Origin of the sequence: Pyrodictium delaneyi (genome assembly GCF_001412615.1) — an archaeon.
Taxonomy (GTDB): domain Archaea; phylum Thermoproteota; class Thermoprotei_A; order Sulfolobales; family Pyrodictiaceae; genus Pyrodictium; species Pyrodictium delaneyi.
In genome coordinates, this window is the sequence record NZ_CP013011.1 from 446,754 (window position 1) to 465,727 (window position 18,974).

Sequence of the window (18,974 nt, forward strand, 5' to 3'; positions counted from 1 at the left end):
GTTACTCACCCTGAGGCCTCCACTCATGCTTGGGTGCAAGGCGGAGTCTGGGCATTACACACATACTCATCATTTCTTGGAGGAGGAGCTTGAAGGCGTAAGGCACTGTCACCGCCGAGATCTTGCCCTTGTCGCCATGTATTGGGCATATATACTTCCTCTTATTGCGGTCAAACCATGCCATGTGACCGCATTTCTCGCAGACATACATTACGTAGCGGTCGCTGCTCTCCAGCATACGCTCGCGCAGCAACATTGCTGCTCCATGACCAATGAGGCAGTCCCGCTCCATCTCACCGAATCTTAGACCGCCTTCACGGGCACGACCCTCGGTAGGCTGCCTGGTTAATACCTGTACGGGGCCCCTAGCGCGGGCGTGCATCTTATCTGCTACCATGTGGTGTAGCTTCTGGTAATAGACTATTCCAATTAGTATGGGGTTTCTGAGTAGCTCGCCGGTACGGCCATCATACATTAGTTCTGTGCCATCAGGAGCGTAGCCAGCCTTTAACAGTTCTATCTTAAGGTTCTCTATAGGTTCCTTAGCGAACGGCGTACCGTCCACGAAGCGGCCGTAAATCGCCGCATATTTTCCTGCTATGGCTTCGAAGAGCTGGCCCAGGGTCATTCGCGATGGGAACGCGTGTGGGTTTATGATGAGATCTGGCGTTATACCATCCTCGGTGAATGGCATGTCGTACTGCGGGATGAGCATACCTATTACGCCCTTCTGGCCGTGGCGGGATGCAAACTTGTCACCCAGCTCTGGTATACGTTGATCACGTACACGGACTTTGATGAGCTTGAAGCCTTCGATATTCTCTGTAAGTATAACTGTGTCAACGAAGCCTTTCTCGCCATGCCTCATTGTTACTGAAGTATCGCGGCGTCTTACCGAGACAGTGCCGAACTCGCGGTATTCCTCCATGAATCTTGGCGGGCTTGTCTTGCCTATCAGCACCTCGCCACCCGATACTTCTACTTCAGGGCTGATTATACCGTCTGCGTCTAGTTTACGGTACATCTCTGGCGGTTTAGAGCCCTCTATATTTGCCTCAGGTTTCTCTATCCTGTCGCTGAGACCGCCAGCGTAGCGGCGCTCCTCGGTAGCATAGAGACGGAAGAATGTTGAACGGGCTAGGCCACGTTCTACTGAGGACTTATTCATTATTATAGCGTCCTCGATGTTGTAGCCAGTGAACGACATTACAGCTATTACCATGTTCTGACCAGCAGGGCGTTCGTTGAAACCGATGACGTCAAGTGTGCGTGTCTGGACTAGTGGCTTCTCAGGGTAGTGTAGCAGATGTGCACGTGTGTCTACACGTATCTGGTAGTTGGCAGCGTATAGACCTAGAGCCTGCTTGGCCATAGCTGCTTGATAGGTGTTACGTGGCGACTGGTTATGTTCGGCGTAGGGTATGGTGCTCGCTGTTACACCCATTATTGCCGCTGGCCATATTTCCATGTGAGTATGCTCTGGCGTTAGGTCTTCCGGGTTGAGCGCTATGTATGTATTCTCCTCTTCTTCAGCGTCTAGCATCTCTACTATACCATTGCGGAGGAGATCGCTGAAATTCCACTCTCCTCGGCGTAGCTTCTCAGCGTGTTCTGGGCTGTAAACGAGGCGGCCCTTCTCGACCACGAATACCGGACGCAGTATTCTGCCCTGGTCGGTGTTGATGTATACTTCGTTGATGTACTCGGTCTTGTATACCGAGACGTTCACGTCTGGCGGCAGCTTACCACTGCGGCGGAGACGACGCAGTTCCTGGGCTAATGCCTCGCCATCGGGGTGGTAGCCTATGAGCCTGCCATTGAGGAATATCTTGCTCCACTGTTGTAGCTCGGGTGGATAGTATCCAACTTTCCGGACTTCGTTGAACACCTCTACCGCGTCACGTACACCCATGTCGTACAGTATCTTCTCTACCTCTTCCTCGCTGACGCCCGGAGAGACGTAGGCCATTAGCGCGAGGTTCTTGACGAGACCACAGTTGGGGCCTTCAGGAGTCTCGAAGGGGCATATTCTGCCCCACTGTGTACCATGCACGTCTCGCGCCTCGAAGTGCGGCTGGCTACGGCTTAGCTGCGAGACTACGCGACGGAGGTGACTGAGCATCGACAGCCAGTTTGTACGATCCAATATCTGGCTTACACCTGTACGCTGTCCAGGCCAGTTACCTGTTGCAAGTGCCTCACGTAGACGGTTAGTTATGATGTCGGAGCGTATGACCATACGGACGCTGATATGCCGGCCGCGGGCGCGTAGCTTCTCAAGCTGCTGGCGTACATCATACGCTAGAGCCCTCATAGCTATACGGAAGACCATTGCTATTAGGTCGCCTGCTAGTAGGACACGCTTGTTAGCATAGTGGTCCTTGTCATCCTCGCCACGGCGGCCTAGTACGTACTCGAGTAGCTTTGCAGCCATCTGGCCAAGGAAGAGTGCTTTACGTAGACGAGCTTCTGGACGAGTACCTATGTGAGGGAGTAGTATATAGTCAAGAACTCTCTCTGCTACACGTATACGCTGTTCACGAGGCTTACCTATACCTTCACGGAATCTGCTGCCTATGAAGTCTAGTGCGTCTTCAACAGTGTTTATGGCGCGCGCTTGCTCGAGCGATGGAATGAGCATCTGCTGTATCTGCGGGTCAGGACTTATGGCTAGGACTATGTCGCGATCACTTTCTAGGCCTAGAGCACGCATTAGTATGATAAACGGTATCTTGCTCAGGGCTCTGCTCATAGAGACATGAAGTGTACCATCCTTATGCATGTCTAGGATTAGCTGATAGCGTACACCTGCGTGGGAAGAAATGACCTTAGCTGTGTACACCGCACTACCAGTACCAGCCCGAGCCTTGCCTACTAGTATCCGGTTGAGTGCCTGATCTTCCTGAATCACAACGACACGCTCAGACCCGTTAATTATGAAATAGCCGCCTGGATCGCGGGGATCCTCGCCTGCTTCAATGAGTATACGTTCACAATCCTCCCTGGGACCACCTTCGTAGAAACACTTAGCAAGGGGATCCGCCTTTGATCGCAGCATTACGGGGAGGAAGCCTAGAATTATATCTTCAGGTTCACGCTCTATACCATTCTCTACTATTATTACCTTGGCCTTGATAGGCGCTGCGTAAGTTAGATCACGAATGCGACATTCCATAGGCGTTACTGGATGTTCGCTTCCATCGCTCTCCATTACCATTGGTTCGCCTAGTTCTACGTCTACTATACGTACCTCATACTCGCGTCTCGGCGTCGCTATTACTCCGAATTCTTTTACTATCTCCTTCAGCTCTTTCTCTACAAATCTGTTATACGAATCTATGTGCTGCTTAACTAGACCATATTCGTCGATGAATGCTTTCATTACGAGCCATCTATCCTCTACTGTTGGGAAAGCCCTCTGTGCCAGTGTAACCACCCCATCTAGACTATAAGTCTAGGGCCACGAGTTGGGCTTAATGTGGAGGATACATCAAGAGATAAGTGTTATACATAGCCTAGTATCCCACGACATACCTATAGACTACTACTTCACCCGAGGTAGGACTCTTCCTATAAATTCTCACTATGTCGCCCGGTTTAGCACCTATAGCACGGGCAACGGGATCTGTAACACGTAACCAAGGCAGCTGTTCTGGCCGTATACCGAGCTCACGTAGTATACGTGCAGCCTCTTGGGGAGGCACAACCTCGTGTCTAGGCACAAGCTCGTGCTCGAGTATATTGAATTTCTTCTTCTGCCGCGCCATAATCGTCACCCCATATTAGGTAGAAACATACAGGAGGCGAAAGTACTCCTCCTGGTTATATGGTTATATTGGTAGTTAGTTCCTAGTAGGCTCTCGTTTAGGTCTAGCGGAGACGGACTCTATTCACCTTCTTATTCATCCAGGAGTAGCGACGGAGCCTCTTACTTCTACCATATCCGCATGCTGCACAATATCCCTTAGCAGCGTGGTAGGAATGCCTTCCACAACGGGGGCATCTTATATGTGTATAGTTCTTGTTCATTTTACCAAACGAAGGTGTTCCCTTGCTCATTTTCTACACCTCCAGCTAAGTTATTGCATATTTGACATTAGAACTGAGCCGGTGATATGAGTAACACAGTGTCGCCACGTATGACAATAGTTCCAAGCTTTCTTGTACGTCCATCCTCATAAATCTCCTCGGCATCCTCTAGAACCAGATTCAAGTGTTGATCATAACTCTTTAGCTTTCCTCTGACCTCATTCGCACCCTTAAGTTTCACTAGGACGATGCTACCTATGCTGTCACCAAGGACACGGTGTGTCGTCTCGGCCATCCCGCTGCTGCACCCCAGGCAGGGGCACACTCAGGGGGCTTTATAGGGAATTCTCTCCTAGCCGCTTCTAGCGCGAACGGTGACCAGGCTGTGCGGAGATGGATGCTCTCCAAGAAGGATAGAAAGAAACTTTCCAGGAGATTATCCGAACTCTATCCGAAACTTAATTTGTCTAATGTAGACCACATAGAGGTGACCGTGGACGATGATATAGAGATCTACATCTTCGACGGAGTACCTGCATTCATAAAGTTAGGAGAGGAACTGTTTGTCCCACATCTCAAGTACTTGCTACGTTATGGCTACAAGGAATGGCTCCCATACATAGTAGTAGACAAAGGCGCTGTTAAGCCCATATCAAGGGGAGCAGACTTGATGAGGCCAGGCATAGTAGAAATACCAGTCGACTTCGATAAAGGATCAATCGTAGTCATAGTAGAACCTACAAGAAGGCTTCCATTAGCAATACATCATACACTCTATAACAGCTCGGAAATAAAGACCATGGAGAAAGGAAGGGTTACAAAGAAGCTGCACAACCTTGGCGATAGGTTCTGGAAGTTCTCAGAAATTCTCTAGGCATAGCCAGCTACGTGGACGGAGTCTAAGATCGACGGTGTGTACATACGCACATCTGGTAGACCAAGATACTTACTTTTCTTCCTTATAGTCTCTGCAAGTGAATATATGGCTTGTGGTTCGCCGTGATTTAGGATTATATTTTTCGGCTTTGGCTTTATATTGGCTAGGAATGCTAGTAACTGACGTCTATCAGAATGTCCTGAGAAACCATCGATGGACTTTACCTCCATATTTATCTTGACTACCTCAAGTCTGCCATCTTCACCTACCATTGTTATCTCGCGTTCACCATCTAGTATTCTTCGACCAAGTGTACCCCTGGCTTGGTAGCTTACAAATACTAGCGTGTTTCTCTGGTCACTCGCAAGCATACGCAGATACTCTACCGATGGACCACCATTGAGCATACCTGCGGTAGCTAATATCACTGCAGGTTCATCAGATTTAGCAATATCTTCTCTCATTTGACGACCCTCAACTCGTATCACATTTTCATGATCAAATGGGTTTTCATCACGAAGTATTCGTGATCTTACTTGGGTGGATAGAAGCTCCGGATAGGTTAGGTGTATCGCCGTTACTTCCCTGATACTACCATCTATGTATACTTTTGTCTCCTGCGGGAGTAATTTCCTATTGAGTGCATCAACCAACACGAGGAGTATCTCTTGTGCACGTCCTACAGCCATTACGGGTATGAGAATCTTGCCTTTACGTGATATAGTTCTACTAATCGTGCTTATGAGTTCTAGCTCTGCTACGTCTCTGCGAGGCTGATCTCTGTCACCATAGGTGCTTTCCATTATCAATGTTTCTACCCGTGGGAATACTGTATTCGCCTTGTCTAGTAGTCTCGTCCGACCAAATTTGAAATCACCTGTATAGACTATGTTATGAAGGCCTTCGCCGATATGTAGGTGAGCCATGGCAGAGCCTAGTATGTGTCCAGCATTGTAGAATGTTAGCTTTATGTCTGGAGCTATGTCGGTTACTTCACCGTATTCTAGCGGTATTGTGTGGAGAATCATCTTCTTAACTTCAAGCTGCGTGTAAGGCGGTTTTTGGTTTCCACGCTGCATTATGTCCAAGAGGTCTAGTTGGAGAAGCACCATTAGATCTCGCGTCGGTTTAGTCACATAGACCGGTCCGCGATAACCATATTTGAATAAATATGGTACAAGCCCCATGTGGTCGAGGTGGGCATGTGTAACTATTACTGCGTCTAGTTCTTCCGGCTTTAGCTGCTCTATGTCAAGGCGTGGATAGAGGCTGAATCCATCACCGCCAGGGTTTATGCCTACATCGAGTAGTACGCGGCTCTCTCCAGTCTCTACTAGTATAGCTGAACGACCTACTTCCATGAAGCCTCCGAGTCCAGTTATCCGCACATAACGATTCTCGAATATTACACCGCGATGTATGCGTTCGCCACTACTCCTTAGAAAGCTCAGACGGTAGCTACTCTGTGAAAGCATATAGTCTATTATCTTGTTGAGTGTATCCAAGTCACGAGGGTCTACCGGCGGTACTCTAACAACATTAAGTCTCCATCCTGTCTCTGCTAAAATCTTGTTGTATATTGAACGACCTTTACCGTAGACTAGGCCTACCTTATGTGCCTTTACTATAACTTCGCCTAACACTTCATCGAACTTTATTTCCTTTATTCCCGCCTCTGGTGGAACAAGTTGTTTAATTATTTCCTCTGTTTCCTTCTTGCTTTTCCTTATGGCGGGATCTGTACGAATCACTATGCGCTTCTTAAGCTTCTTAGCTATATCTCTGGCTATCTCGGGATGCTCTGCAAGTATCTTAGGATTCCTGATATATATCGCTATCTCGGGGCCCTCGAACTCTATGCGAGATATTTGTACCTCCTTAGGCATAAGCTGTGACATTATTGTGAGTACTATGTTCTTTACTTCACTCCTCTTATACAATCTAAACAACACCTCATATCTATAACCCTATGATTGTTAATTTGCTGGAAGATTGTTGTTACACGCATCACAACTAGACATGAACACATAAGTCCAACATGTATTCCATTCCATGTCTGGATAACACCCCACAACCTTGCCATGTCGCATTCATATCTTCCACATTATCACCCTAGACTAGCCTTCGTTTCGGCTACAGTTGTCATGCTCTTTGCACACATCAACCTGCACTATCACCTATCTCTAACCAAATCATTCGGAACCAGAGTTAATCATCGGTTGGTAGCCAACTATCATTTTGAGTAATACTTGTAAATTGGTCTAGTTCAATACTAACCAGCAAACTTGGGATTTCTGAGTTAGTTTCTATACCATATACTGGCTTTCATCAGATCATAGTTGATTACAAAACGGTTATCCAAAACAACAACATACATGGGACGAGCAGTCAAGGCTGCGTAAACTCTGAGACTTGTGCGCCGTGATACTTCCTACATGTACTCTAGGTATAATTATTTTTCCACGCCGGAAAGTCCAGCCTGGATCTTACGTTTATGCCGCTATTCTTCCTTAATAGACTCGCCTATAGTATAACGATATTCTTTGAACACGTCCTTACCTATAACTACTATGTCAATACCATTACCGCTAAAGGCGTCCCTTCTTGTAGCTGACAGTACTGCTCTACGTGCAAGTTCTACGGCTTGCTCTAGACTCATATTCTCGTCATATCCATCCTCTATAACACCTATAGCCACAGGTGAACCGGATCCCGTTGCTACATACTTCTCCTCGGTTACGCTTCCATACCAGTCTATATTGTATAGACGTGGCCGTGTATCGTAGCCTCCTAACAGTAGCTGGACAATATAGGGGAAGAATCTTGATGAGTGGAGTATTGTGGCGAGGTACTGAGCTGCTGCATGTACACTTAGTTTCTTCTTATTTATCAGCATGTAGTAATGCGCATGATTTGATAACCATTCTGCTAGTACCTGTGCATCTGCTACTAGACCTGCAGTAGTCATAGCCATATAATCTGTCACTTTTATTATCTTACGTGTACGTTTATGAGCGATATAGTATCCGGCTGTTGCTCTCCTATCCGCCGCTAGCACTACAAAGTCCTTAACACGTATACCTACTGTTGTAGTTCCGTGTAGGCTCTTCTGTAAAGCAGCTAACATTCTATCCTCCGGGTTCGCCAGTCCTCGGTGTATCAATACTTCTCTACCATCTTACGCCTACGCTACGAGGCGGGAGTTTAATATTATTCCACGAGAGGCAGCCTTGCTAATGGCGTGCGAGGACCTCTAGCCTTGCTGCATCCCATAGAGCTACCACTCAAGATAGTTATAGGCGATAACGCACTCAACGCATTGCCAGACCTACTAACCGAGCTAGGAGTTAAAGGCAAGCAAACGGTAGTAATTTCGGGGCCCAATGTATGGAGGAAGTTCGGAGAACAACTTAGAGCAGTACTAGAGGATGTAGTAGAGTTCGAGAAGCTAGACGCTAAGGAAGCCAGCACTGTCTATGCCGAGGAGCTTAGCGAGACTGTAAGAGAGTATTCTCCACGCCTCGTGATAGGCTTCGGCGGAGGCAAGTCTATAGACTTGGCCAAGTATGTAGCATACAAGTTACGACTACCAATGGTTAGCATTCCTACAAGCCCGTCACACGATGGTATAGCCTCACCCTTCACATCGCTTAAAGGGTTTGACAAGCCATTCTCTATTCGTACCGTCACCCCGGTAGCTATAGTTGCCGACATAGACATCATGTCTTCTGCACCTATACGTCTTATAAGAGCCGGTGCCGGAGACCTGGTCGCAAAACTGACAGCAATAAGGGACTGGAAGCTAGCCCATAGACTCAAAGGTGAATATTACGGAGAGTATGCTGCAAAACTCGCATTACTTTCGGCCAAACATGTTATAGAATATGCTGCAGAGATAGGACGTGGCGCTAAGGAGGCTATACGGGTTCTAGTTGAAGGACTCGTAAGTAGTAGCGTGGCCATGTGTATTGCAGGCTCTACTAGACCTGCTAGTGGCTCTGAACACTTGTTCAGTCACGCCCTTGACGTACTCGCGCCGGGTAGAGCATTACACGGCGAACAAGTAGCACTTGGCACTATAATGATGATGTACCTCCATGGAGGAAACTGGAAGCGTGTTAGGAAGACGCTAATAAGGCTGGGACTTCCCGTGAAGGCACGTGATCTTGGCATAGAAGACGAGCTAGTTATTAAAGCTCTAACCATCGCTCATAGGCTTAGACCCAACCGTTACACTATACTCGGCGAGTCGGGATTAACATGGGAAGCCGCGGAAAGGCTTGCAAGAATAACAGGTGTGATAGATTAAACTTAAGTCTATATTCTTGGCATAAAATGATCGAGTCTACCTAGTCCTCCCTTTAACTGGTTTGGTTTTAATACACCGCGATCCAGGAGTCTAGCAATATGTTTTGATATTTTATCAGCATGGTATGTAGGTAATGGAAGACGCGTACCTTTCAACATACTAGTAACTGTTTTTAGAGCTGTTTCTAAGTCTATGTTAGCACCAGGGCTAATGTAAATCGGCGCCCTGGATCTTTTGTTCGGCAACACCATGTAGGCTAGCTTTTCTCCAGTTTCCGGGTCAGCTACGTAACCTATAGTGCAAGGATGAACATTACACTCGCCAAGCTTCTTTATATATACTTCATTCCCGTATAGTTTCTTCTTGGCAACACCTATGCTTGGTTTGCCTAACGCAAGCCCAATATGAGTTGCAATGCCAGCCTTTCTCGGATGCGATATTCCATGTCCATCAATTACTAGTAAATCGTACTCGTGTCTAAGCCCCTGCAACGCTGTATAGAAGAGTGGTGCTTCACGGAATGCCAGAAGTCCAGGTATATATTCTAGCCGAGGCTCACCTATAGCCACTGAATAGTCAAGTAGACTCCCACTCACGTAGTCTATAATGACTGCTACTGCAACACCGCCATAGATTCGCGAATATGCAGCATCAAGCCCGACTACGAGTCTGGGTGCATAACCCGGAGGTCTAAGGCTGCCCAAAGCTTTGTAAGATATATTCTTCTGTATCTCTATTAGCTTCCGGATGTTACTGTAGGGTGTCTTCATGGATATCTGTAACCCATAACATTCCCTATTAGCACTACTAAATTCTCCATATTAGCTAAAATATACATTGCTGAAGCTAATGTCTTATAGACATCTCCTTGTACATCTATTGCCGAATCTTAACTCGCTTCCTGAAAGAATTAGACTCTTATTGACTCCTCCTCAGCTACGACCTTGTCATCAACCTTCCTAATTACCAAGAGATCTATACCGTCACCAGATATAGCGTCACGCTCTATAGCTGCCTTTACCGCTGTTACTACGAGCTTCTTCGCTGCTTCTACATCTATGTCCTTCTTGTACCCATTTTCAAGTATACCAATAGCTATAGGCGCGCCTGACCCTATCGCTGCGAAATCATCCTCTATGAGTGAACCTAGCGGATCCATCACGTAGAGCCTTGCAGTACCATCCGGCTCTATACCGCCTATAAGAGTCTCTGATAGAAGTGGGAAGTACTTATTAGCATAGAGTATGCTTGCAAGCAGCCTTGCCGCCGCGCGTACGCTCATACGTCTGCCAGTCATGATACTGTGATACTCCATCTCAGCTCTGAGAATCTTGCTTATAGCTTGCATGTCCGCAAATAGTCCCGCAAGTGCTAGTCCAAGATAGTCAGTGATCTTGTACACCTTTTTGCCTGACCTGCTTACGACAAAGCCGCCATAGCTTACACGCTTCTCTGCGGCCAGCACCACGAATTCCTTGCCACGTACGCCGACAGCCGTTGCTCCGATACCGTACTCCTGGTAGCTCATACTACCCGTAACACCCCGTGAGCTATCATACATACATGGGTTAAATGGTATTCGCTGGAGGTGTTCTACTCCTCCTTTCAACCGCATCCACAATACTTTCGGTTAACACGGGGCCATACATGTACTTGGTTACTGCAACCACTTTATGGAAATGCTACAGCCTATAACTTGCTGAGGTGCAACAAATCTTGAACTATTACAGCTATTATGTTACATACAGTACACCAGTATGCCCCTATTGCGGATCTGCTAAAGTAGTGCTAGACCTACATGGGGGTGCCCTCGTGTGTCGCAGCTGCGGAGCAGTCATAGATGACATTATCTTCGACGCTTCGCCGCCTCCAACAGCATCTAACTTGTCAACATTATCCATTAACAATAGATTAACAAAGACCGAGAAAACCCGGCTACACGCATCTATACTATCTAATAGCCTGTCTAGAAGATTGTCACGAATACTCAATACCACAGAGATAGACGACATAATAGACTATGTAAAAGCAAACACGCCAGAGCTTATCAAAGCATACAACAATGCATGCCTTAGAAATCTATTAAAATACTGCAAAACGTCAGGTGAGAAAAAAGCCGTCCTAGAGGCTGCTATAACATTAATGCACGGTGACTATCCACTTGTATCCATGCTCTCTAATCAATACGAAGTAGGCAAAAAGAGGCTTAGACTTCTAATAAGAAAGGTAATGAAATGCCTAAGCCTAGAGATGTCTATAGAAGCACTAGCATCAACCTAGAACTAGTTCAAGAAAACACATCCGCCATTTTATAATTAGCCAAACCCGATATTTAATTGCAGGGCTTTGTACTATTTCTACTGACTGAATATTACTCCTAGTTCGTTAATAATGTAAACGTGCAGCAGAATAAAGTAAATTAGCTCATCAAAGCCATATAGTATGAATGAGCCACGATATCTGTTCTAGTTCTAGAAAGTGGTGGGGCCGCCGGGATTTGAACCCGGGACCACGGGGGCTCTTGCCGCTCGGGAACCCACGCCTTCTCCCAGGAGCGGTCCCAAGCCCCGCATCCTGCCAAGCTAGACGACGGCCCCTCCCCGAGACGATCCCAGGTTTGTGCCTCTGAGCATATTCTGCCGGGTTATTTACTCTAATGCCGCACGACTTCTTTACTGCCGTAATTAGCTACCGTATTGTTTTGACGGTATATGATAGGATACAACACGTCTAAGACATGTTTGTCGGTATACTCTAGCTATACTCTCCTAGGCTCCTCAGTAGATTTCTCAATAAAGTAGCATCGTTCAGGTTGCTCTAAGCATGAGAATGTGTGGGAGGGTGGGTGCATGGTAGCCGGGCGGGGATTCGAACCCCGGTCACGGGGGTTCTCCCCGAGGGCTGTCTCGGGCCAGAGCCCCGCATCCTTGACCGCTAGACGACCCGGCTACCCACCCTCCCTGCTATTCGAGCCGTGTATCTTATGACGGGTGTAGCAGGGTTTTTGTGTCTTGCTGGTATCGCCCGAGTATTATCACTGATGAGATGAAGGTGTTTGTGTTATCGCGTAGTTGAGCTGGTTTAGTGGTTAAGCTGGTGTCACGTCAGCATAATGTGTTACCGGGTGCCGGTAGAGTGGCTGCGCAACAACTTAGAGTTATGGCGCCATTGACTACCATACATTCGTTATACTTCCTAGCGGGGCTTATGGGCTGGCAGCACGGCTACAGGTTCGTGCTTACAGAACGTGGACCCTTTAGCAGTAAACTCGCACACGACCTAGCTAGAGGAAGGGCCCCAAGACCCCCACGGAGTATAGCGAGACAACTCCGGGTACTCGTTGCCAGGCTATGTCAAGACGACAACGGCTGTGGGAAACAATTAATCGTAGCAGCCATGTTGGCCGCATATACTAGGCTCTACCCACCGCCGAAGGACCCAGTAGCTTACTACCTACAGAGACACCCAGGCGTGAACCCTAACCTCGTAAAGAGGATAGCCGCTATACTATCTTCTCTGGGTATAATTCAAGGCGGAGAAAGAGTCATAACCCCCAATAAGTAGCATCCAGCTATAAGACTCGGAGCAGGCAAGAGGGTGCCGCCGTAGCTCAGCCTGGTTAGAGCGCCGGACTCATACGGGACAGCCCCGGTCCACCGGAGTCGCTCGGGGGTCCCTGGGGGATCCGGCGGTCCCGGGTTCGAATCCCGGCGGCGGCACCACTAGTCCCCCGGGACCCCACAACTACCTCCTATACTCCTGCTATTCTTTGAAACGCAATAGTACACCTCTACGTTCCTCCTCTTCACGGAGATGCGATCCGGTGATGCTATGAAGACCATAGAGAGAATTCTCCGAATACCCGGCGGCAAAACTCTGGAGCTGAGCATTACCGTTGACAAAGAGTGTAAGATAATACGAGTTACAATAAGCGGCGACTTCTTCATCTACCCGTCTGAAGCGCTTGAACAACTCGAGAGCATGCTAAAGGGCTGCAACAACATTGTTTGCATTGAAGAACGTATTAGGAGTATAGCAGAGAGCACAGAAGCTCTAGGTTTTACATGGGGACAATTGACTAGCTCACTTATAGAATTATACCATGAGCTATGTAGACTGTAGCAAATCAAGGCGCTGCCACATAATTATGGGGAGGCGGCGGGCGAGAGAGCTGAGGGCCCGTGATGGCGGGCCCGCGGGGATTTGAACCCCGGACTACCGGCTTAGAAGGCCGGCGCCCTATCCTGGCTAGGCTACGGGCCCTTCTTCCCGCCGCCTCTCTTCACGCACCACCGGCTGTGTAGAGTCTCTAGCAGCTGGGGTATAATGTTTACCTTAGCTCTCTGTGATAGTGTCTTTCTGATCGCAAAACCTGCTAAGTCGAATACCTTACCAACCTTCATTACTATTGCTATATCACTACTCGCTGCAACATACCCGGCCAACGCATATTCTATTACTCTTTTGTCTGCTGTTCTTGATACCTCGACTAGAGCGTTAAGACCATTGAGGCTTCTACGGAGAAACGCTGCAGCGTCACCACTATGACTAGGCTGGCTATCTAGGACAATGACCACCTTACCTGGTTTTATAGCACGTAAAACATCCGCAAGAATACCTGCCAGGGTTCTAATATTCTCTATGACAAGGCGGGGTCCCGAAAGTAAAGCATCACGTGTTAGACCATCACTACAGACAAACACGGGAACACCCATAAGGGCTGCATAGATGGTGGCTAGCTGATTAAACCCATCAACTACAAGTTTAGCATTAAATAGATCTCTGGGTATTACAAGTTTATTTTTGACTAGTTTAGAGACATTCTCGGAATGTATACATCTAGCCAAAAGTATGGCCTCTCGCCTAGAGAGGCCATACTTACGCTTGACTAACTCTAGTGCTTCGCCTCGCGGATATCCACGAGTCAGTAGAAAGAAAAGATCATAGAATGCATCCAGCGGGATATCTAGCTGGGATATACGGACTCCCCCTATGGTTTTTCCTTAATTAGTTCACGTAGAGCCGATATAATTACTTCTAGTACTTCATTCTCATCGACATTCCTAGCTAGCATATTGATGTGCGTTGGCTTGCCTCCACCCCGGAAGCCTTTGTTGCTTAATAGTCTGGCTAGTTCACGCAGATTAACTCGTCTTGATGCAGAGGAGCCTGCACCAATCTCTACCATTAATCCTTGTTCCACGGGTATTAGCGCAATTGTAATGCCATCAGGATCTTCTTGGCTTAGTAATTTGGTTAGCTCCTGGTATAGATCATGGAGCGGCAGTTTATCTTTAACAACATATATCCTAATACCGTCTATGGTCAATGGTTCCTTTTTGATCCTCTCGGCTAATTGTTCGACTATATATCTCCGAAGCTTGTTGAGATTCTGCCGAGTATTGTTGTAGTCACGTATTAGCTTCTCTACACGCTTCTCGAGCTCCGTGACACTTCCACTCACTATATTAGCTACGCGGTTTACACGCTCCTCAAGCTCTGAGGCATAACGAGCAACCTCGCTCCCAGCTACAAGTTCTAGACGTATGACCCCATCCTGTAGCTTTTCGACGCGTGTTATCTTCACTGCACCTATCTCGGCAGTATTGGCCACGTGTGTGCCAAAGCACGCCTCTACATCCCAATCGCCTATCTTTACTACACGCAGTTTAGGAGTCATTGGAACGCCACCTTGATATAGCCTAAATCCGTAGAGTTTCTCGGCCTCATTTCTATCCATTATTTTTGTCTCTACGTCAATGCGTTCTAGTATAGCTCTATTGGCTAGCTCTTCTATCCTTCGTATTTCCTCGGGACTAGGAGTCTCATAGTGAGTTATATCAAGGCGTGCTTTCTCTGGTGTCTTCTCGGCGCCTGCCTGCCATACATGTTCTCCTAGAACACGCCTAGCGGCACCCAGTATCACATGTACACCGGTATGGTGTCTCATTAGCCGGTAGCGGCGCTCCCAGTCTATCCGGCCCCAAGCCTCGGAGCAGTTACTTCTGGGCTCACGGTCAAGCACATGCACTATAACATCTCCAACCTTCTCTACACGTTTTACCTGGTATTCCTCGCCACATAGACGTATAACGCCAGTGTCATGCAGTTGTCCGCCGCCTGTAGGATAGAATGCTGTACGGTCTAAGACCAGATAGACACCTTTTACACCAAGAACTTTGGCGTTGAATTCACGCAGATAGGGATTCTGATGGAACAGTCTTTCCGTCGCCGGGAATCCCTTGAGCCACCCAACTACGTCTTGTGGGAGGCTGGGATGCTCAGCCCGTCTAGCTATACCACCGCTAGCACCATGACGCTCGGCAACTATTGCGTAAAAGTTATGCGGAACATCCACTTTTACACCGAGCTTTGCAGCTGCTTCGGCAACCATGTCGGGTGGCAAACCATGAGAGTCATAGAGCACTATGAGGTCGTCAAGGCTTAGGCTGCGTTTACGTCGGAGAAGCCTTGTGACCTCGCGTAGACCCCTCTCTAGGCTTCTTCTATACCGTTCCTCCTCTATCCTAGTGACCTTCAGTATGTAGTCTATGTTACGCAACATTTGTGGGTAGTAGTCATTGCCCCAGAATCGGGCTTGTCTCTCGACAAGCTCTACGAGGCTAACATCACTGCCGAGCTTCTTTATCAGCCGGATAGCTCGCCGAATCACTAGCCGAGCTAAGTAGCCCTCGCCAGTATTACTCGGCACGATGCCATCGGCTAGCATTAATGCTATGGTCTTACTATGGTCCAGTAACGCGTATACCGCTGCCTCACGGCGTAGCAGCTTCTCGGCCTCGCTAGGCTCGAGACCTACATCACGTGCAGCTCTCTCATAAAATCTCTTTATGCTCTCTGGGTTCTCAGGATCTAGTCTGCCAGCATCACGTGCAGCTGCCCAGAGCAGATTACGTGGAGCAGGCTCTATGCCGAGAAGCTTGTAGAATTCGTCTAGTAAACTGCCGTATATAGCGTGGAATGCTGTAGGTACTTTCTGCGTGAACCACGCTAAACGCTCGATACCATACCCTGTATCTACTACTCTAAGGGGTATCGGCTCATATCCTCCATCGGTTACGCGGTATTGCATAAATACTAGTGTTGCTAGCTCGAGACCGCCAACTGTTACTTCGAAGCTTGGCCCGGCATTACCACCGCCTTCCCACCAAGATTCCTTGAACGTTATGTGCTCCGGCGGTATGCCGAGCTCTTCTGTGAAGAATTCGAAGGCCAGGCGTACTGTCTCCTCCTTCCAATATACATGTTTGTCTGGATAGTTGAAGGCGTGATGCCCGCCCATCTCGAAGCTGGTGAGATGCCTACCTAGAGTGAGTCCTACATTGTCTATGTCTTCTAATCTTATACTCGGCTGAACTATCACGAGAGGGTTGGCAGGCGGCGGTACAACACCGCTGGTCACGTGAGGCTGAAAGACGACAATACTTGCAATAGTTAGATAGAGATCTTCTCTCCACCGAGCTACTACGGGCCTAGGCTCTATGAACTCGTGGCCGTTTCTCTCAAAGAACCGGATGAACTTCCTCCTAGCCTCAGCTACGCTGAGATCGTTAACCTTCTTCGGAAGGTTCCAGAAATAGTACTCAACACATGGCGCATCATTGCAGTGTTCTTGCTCTGGATTAAGAGTCCAGAAGTACTCGCCGCCTACATGGCACCGGCGCCTAGTGAAGCCCTTTTCCCGGAAGAACTCCAGCTGGTATTCCTTCGGGTCAGCCTGCAATACCGCCAAACCCCCAGGGGATAGAGCGGGCATGAATAGCTACTATTTAGACTTCAAGCAAGACTAGACTCTAGCCTGTAGAGGGTAAGCACCAGAACTAGCACAAGACAAGCGCGCCACATGCTTAGCCAAGCGATATCCAACATAAAGAAACAGGATAATGGATGGCTAAGAGATTGCTAAGCAATATAGGGTATGGATTGAAAAGAGTTCCCAGATGCTTGATTGGTATAGGGGTCTCTAGAAGCCGAAGAGGCTCTCGAGGCCTGCTGCTAGCTGCTCTTCGCCTACCTCCTCCTTCTTCTCCTCCTCTTCCTTCTCTTCTTCCTCCTTCTTCTCCTCGGCAGCAGGCGCAGCAGCTGGTGCCGCCACCTGGATATCTATTCCTAGCTCCTTGGCTGTATCTCCGAGTGCTGCTACTACTGCTAGAGCCTTAGCCACAGCCAGGCCTATCACATACTCGGCGTTGTCTGGCGTCACGTAGCCCGCTTCAGCAGCTACTGCTAGCGCACGCCTCACTGCTAGAGGTATAGCTAGCTCTAGCACCTGTGGCTCTGGGTACGCTATCTCAACACCCACCATGAGCGCTGCTAGATGCGCTTGAGCCACGTCACGGCGGTATGCTTCTAGGTCCAGTATCAGTTTGTCAGCCGGAATTACAACACCATCCTCATAGGCCGCCTTTATCTTGAGTTTCACTATTATTGGCTCAATACCTAGCTTCTGAAGTATGGACGCTAGCTCTGGCGATATTTCATCGCCTGGCTTGGCAACCTTAGTATCCTTAGCTATCCAGATGCTGCCTCCCTGGACACGTATCGGTACACGTAGCTTACCGAAGACGCTCATTATCGGGCCAGGCTTGAAGCCAGTATCACCCGCAGGAAGCACTATCTCTGTAGGTGCTATGTCGCCGGGCTTGGCAGGCTTGGTCGCATATATCTTGTCAAGGGCTAGTGCGAGTTCGAACGGGTTAAGGTTAGTGAATATGAACATGTTAGTCCCAGTCAGGTAAGGCTCGAGCGGGGAAGGGTCTATACCAGCTCTCTTAAGGGCTAGCCTGAAGAGTGTATTCTTGGCTACCCTAAGTACTACCTTGTCGCCGAACTTACGCTCTATCTTCCGGCGTATACGCTGCAGCTGAGCTGTCGGCGTCTTAGATAGGTCGACAATAGCTACGACCTTGTGGTTCTTGATCAGCTCGGTTAGCTCCTCTACCTCCTTTATCTTCCACTCTGGTATACGCCGCATATGAGCCTGGACAACACTCATCCTATGATACACCTCCTGATTGGGAGACATCTACAGTACGGTATGGGAAAGACAATGACTAGCATCTAGGCAAGCATTTAGCGCAGCATGACCTCGACAGGTGGACCCATAGTAGTCTTGACTATGACTCTCGCTATGTTGTTCCTAGCGTTCGGCAGCTTACCCTCTAGCGTATTAAGCACCTTGTATATGTTTTCTACTATCTCCTCAACCTTCATATCCTCTGTTCCGACGCGGCACATCACCTGCGGCTGGTCCTTCATCCTCAGCATTACCGCTGCACGGTACCTCTTAACGAAGTCTACTATGTTAGCATTAGGTGGCACAGGTATGGGTATCTTGCCACGCGGACCCAGAGCCGGAGCCAAGGTCCTACCAACTAGGGGCATTAGGTCTGTACGAACGAGCACCCAGTCGCAGAACTCAGCTATCTTCTTGGCAGCCTTACGGTTGCCCACAAGCCCTTGTAGCTCTTCCTTCGTTAGAACTCTTTCGGCAACTTCGCGAGCCTTCACCGCCATATCGCCATCAGCTGCCACACATATGTTCACTTTCTTATTTGGCGGATATGGCAGGAAGACTACCTCCCTTATGCGTCCTTGTGGACTCTTGAGGTCAACATCACGCATTACGACTATAAGATCCACTGACTGCTTAAAGTTACGCCGCGGACTCGCCTCTATAGCTTCTCTAACTGCCTTCTCTACCGCATCACGGGGTATAAACGACACTCTCGCCACCCC

The 18,974-nt window shown here is 48.3% G+C and carries 17 protein-coding genes and 4 tRNA genes; 6 read left to right on the forward strand and 15 right to left on the reverse strand.

Annotation, left to right across the window (positions count from 1 at the left end; all coding sequences use genetic code 11):
* Position 1: 1 nt before the first annotated feature.
* The 4 genes from Pyrde_RS02245 to Pyrde_RS02255 form a co-directional block, all read right to left on the reverse strand.
* On the reverse strand, positions 2 to 3,382 hold the full coding sequence (locus Pyrde_RS02245) for a DNA-directed RNA polymerase subunit B (RefSeq protein WP_055410638.1): 3,381 nt from the start codon (positions 3,380 to 3,382) through the stop codon (positions 2 to 4).
* Between the two features lie 133 nt (positions 3,383 to 3,515).
* Positions 3,516 to 3,767 (reverse strand): DNA-directed RNA polymerase subunit H, encoded by a 252-nt coding sequence (locus Pyrde_RS02250; protein WP_197272716.1) that lies wholly within the window; start codon positions 3,765 to 3,767, stop codon positions 3,516 to 3,518.
* Positions 3,768 to 3,870: 103 nt separating this feature from the next.
* Positions 3,871 to 4,059 (reverse strand): 50S ribosomal protein L37e, encoded by a 189-nt coding sequence (locus Pyrde_RS10350; RefSeq protein WP_082419414.1) that lies wholly within the window; start codon positions 4,057 to 4,059, stop codon positions 3,871 to 3,873.
* Positions 4,060 to 4,096: 37 nt separating this feature from the next.
* Positions 4,097 to 4,324, reverse strand: coding sequence for an LSM domain-containing protein (locus Pyrde_RS02255; RefSeq protein ID WP_055407840.1), 228 nt, complete (start codon positions 4,322 to 4,324; stop codon positions 4,097 to 4,099).
* 90 nt (positions 4,325 to 4,414) lie between these two features.
* On the opposite strand from Pyrde_RS02255, the gene Pyrde_RS02260 reads away from it, so the two are divergent.
* Positions 4,415 to 4,903, forward strand: coding sequence for a DUF1947 domain-containing protein (locus Pyrde_RS02260; RefSeq protein WP_055407842.1), 489 nt, complete (start codon positions 4,415 to 4,417; stop codon positions 4,901 to 4,903).
* Here Pyrde_RS02260 and Pyrde_RS02265 read toward each other — a convergent pair.
* Both Pyrde_RS02265 and psmB (Pyrde_RS02270) read right to left on the reverse strand, forming a co-directional pair.
* On the reverse strand, positions 4,900 to 6,846 hold the full coding sequence (locus tag Pyrde_RS02265) for a beta-CASP ribonuclease aCPSF1 (RefSeq protein ID WP_257640418.1): 1,947 nt from the start codon (positions 6,844 to 6,846) through the stop codon (positions 4,900 to 4,902). The two genes, Pyrde_RS02260 and Pyrde_RS02265, sit on opposite strands and share 4 nt — an antisense overlap.
* A gap of 560 nt (positions 6,847 to 7,406) precedes the next feature.
* Positions 7,407 to 8,033, reverse strand: coding sequence for an archaeal proteasome endopeptidase complex subunit beta (gene psmB / locus Pyrde_RS02270; RefSeq protein ID WP_055410642.1), 627 nt, complete (start codon positions 8,031 to 8,033; stop codon positions 7,407 to 7,409).
* A 132-nt stretch (positions 8,034 to 8,165) separates the two neighbouring features.
* Here psmB (Pyrde_RS02270) and Pyrde_RS02275 point away from each other — a divergent pair, with 132 nt between their 5' ends.
* The gene (locus Pyrde_RS02275; RefSeq protein WP_055407846.1) at positions 8,166 to 9,215 is read left to right on the forward strand and encodes an NAD(P)-dependent glycerol-1-phosphate dehydrogenase; all 1,050 of its coding nucleotides are present in this window, start codon (positions 8,166 to 8,168) and stop codon (positions 9,213 to 9,215) included.
* Between the two features lie 8 nt (positions 9,216 to 9,223).
* Here Pyrde_RS02275 and Pyrde_RS02280 read toward each other — a convergent pair whose 3' ends face one another.
* Positions 9,224 to 9,985: an endonuclease V gene (locus Pyrde_RS02280; RefSeq protein ID WP_055407848.1), complete on the reverse strand. Its 762-nt coding sequence runs from the start codon at positions 9,983 to 9,985 to the stop codon at positions 9,224 to 9,226.
* Between the two features lie 140 nt (positions 9,986 to 10,125).
* Complete coding sequence (gene psmB, locus Pyrde_RS02285; protein ID WP_055407849.1) at positions 10,126 to 10,743, reverse strand: archaeal proteasome endopeptidase complex subunit beta; 618 nt, start codon at positions 10,741 to 10,743, stop codon at positions 10,126 to 10,128.
* A 176-nt stretch (positions 10,744 to 10,919) separates the two neighbouring features.
* On the opposite strand from psmB (Pyrde_RS02285), the gene Pyrde_RS10355 reads away from it, so the two are divergent.
* Complete coding sequence (locus tag Pyrde_RS10355) at positions 10,920 to 11,495, forward strand: TFIIB-type zinc ribbon-containing protein (protein ID WP_082419416.1); 576 nt, start codon at positions 10,920 to 10,922, stop codon at positions 11,493 to 11,495.
* Between the two features lie 199 nt (positions 11,496 to 11,694).
* Here Pyrde_RS10355 and Pyrde_RS02295 read toward each other — a convergent pair.
* Positions 11,695 to 11,812: transfer RNA gene (locus tag Pyrde_RS02295), tRNA-Pro, on the reverse strand.
* A 253-nt stretch (positions 11,813 to 12,065) separates the two neighbouring features.
* Positions 12,066 to 12,164: transfer RNA gene (locus Pyrde_RS02300), tRNA-Gln, on the reverse strand.
* 186 nt (positions 12,165 to 12,350) lie between these two features.
* On the opposite strand from Pyrde_RS02300, the gene Pyrde_RS02305 reads away from it, so the two are divergent.
* From Pyrde_RS02305 to Pyrde_RS02315, 3 genes are all read left to right on the forward strand, one after another.
* Positions 12,351 to 12,779: a hypothetical protein gene (locus tag Pyrde_RS02305; protein ID WP_143522217.1), complete on the forward strand. Its 429-nt coding sequence runs from the start codon at positions 12,351 to 12,353 to the stop codon at positions 12,777 to 12,779.
* Between the two features lie 35 nt (positions 12,780 to 12,814).
* Positions 12,815 to 12,937 (forward strand) — tRNA-Met (locus Pyrde_RS02310).
* Positions 12,938 to 13,046: 109 nt separating this feature from the next.
* The gene (locus Pyrde_RS02315) at positions 13,047 to 13,337 is read left to right on the forward strand and encodes a lipoate protein ligase C-terminal domain-containing protein (protein WP_180385517.1); all 291 of its coding nucleotides are present in this window, start codon (positions 13,047 to 13,049) and stop codon (positions 13,335 to 13,337) included.
* A 63-nt stretch (positions 13,338 to 13,400) separates the two neighbouring features.
* Here the strand turns inward: Pyrde_RS02315 and Pyrde_RS02320 are convergent.
* From Pyrde_RS02320 to Pyrde_RS02335, 5 genes are all read right to left on the reverse strand, one after another.
* Positions 13,401 to 13,478: transfer RNA gene (locus tag Pyrde_RS02320), tRNA-Arg, on the reverse strand.
* On the reverse strand, positions 13,469 to 14,209 hold the full coding sequence (locus tag Pyrde_RS10360; RefSeq protein WP_082419417.1) for a DUF434 domain-containing protein: 741 nt from the start codon (positions 14,207 to 14,209) through the stop codon (positions 13,469 to 13,471). The genes Pyrde_RS02320 and Pyrde_RS10360 overlap by 10 nt, the downstream gene beginning before the upstream one ends.
* Positions 14,206 to 16,959, reverse strand: a complete 2,754-nt coding sequence (gene alaS, locus Pyrde_RS02325) for an alanine--tRNA ligase (RefSeq protein ID WP_082419418.1) — start codon at positions 16,957 to 16,959, stop codon at positions 14,206 to 14,208. The genes Pyrde_RS10360 and alaS overlap by 4 nt, the downstream gene beginning before the upstream one ends.
* Positions 16,960 to 17,199: 240 nt before the next feature.
* Positions 17,200 to 18,231 (reverse strand): 50S ribosomal protein L10, encoded by a 1,032-nt coding sequence (locus Pyrde_RS02330; protein ID WP_055407859.1) that lies wholly within the window; start codon positions 18,229 to 18,231, stop codon positions 17,200 to 17,202.
* A 77-nt stretch (positions 18,232 to 18,308) separates the two neighbouring features.
* Entirely contained in the window at positions 18,309 to 18,962 is a 654-nt protein-coding gene (locus Pyrde_RS02335) for a 50S ribosomal protein L1 (protein WP_055407861.1), read from the reverse strand.
* Between the last annotated feature and the right edge of the window lie 12 nt (positions 18,963 to 18,974).

Coding starts and splice junctions, on each gene's coding strand:
- Pyrde_RS02245 (WP_055410638.1), bottom strand. CDS start 3,382: ATGAAAGCATTCATCGACGAATATGGTCTAGTTAAGCAGCACATAGAT.
- Pyrde_RS02250 (WP_197272716.1), bottom strand. CDS start 3,767: ATGGCGCGGCAGAAGAAGAAATTCAATATACTCGAGCACGAGCTTGTG.
- Pyrde_RS10350 (WP_082419414.1), bottom strand. CDS start 4,059: ATGAGCAAGGGAACACCTTCGTTTGGTAAAATGAACAAGAACTATACA.
- Pyrde_RS02255 (WP_055407840.1), bottom strand. CDS start 4,324: ATGGCCGAGACGACACACCGTGTCCTTGGTGACAGCATAGGTAGCATC.
- psmB (WP_055410642.1), bottom strand. CDS start 8,033: ATGTTAGCTGCTTTACAGAAGAGCCTACACGGAACTACAACAGTAGGT.
- Pyrde_RS02280 (WP_055407848.1), bottom strand. CDS start 9,985: ATGAAGACACCCTACAGTAACATCCGGAAGCTAATAGAGATACAGAAG.
- psmB (WP_055407849.1), bottom strand. CDS start 10,743: ATGAGCTACCAGGAGTACGGTATCGGAGCAACGGCTGTCGGCGTACGT.
- Pyrde_RS02315 (WP_180385517.1), top strand. CDS start 13,047: ATGAAGACCATAGAGAGAATTCTCCGAATACCCGGCGGCAAAACTCTG.
- Pyrde_RS02330 (WP_055407859.1), bottom strand. CDS start 18,231: ATGAGTGTTGTCCAGGCTCATATGCGGCGTATACCAGAGTGGAAGATA.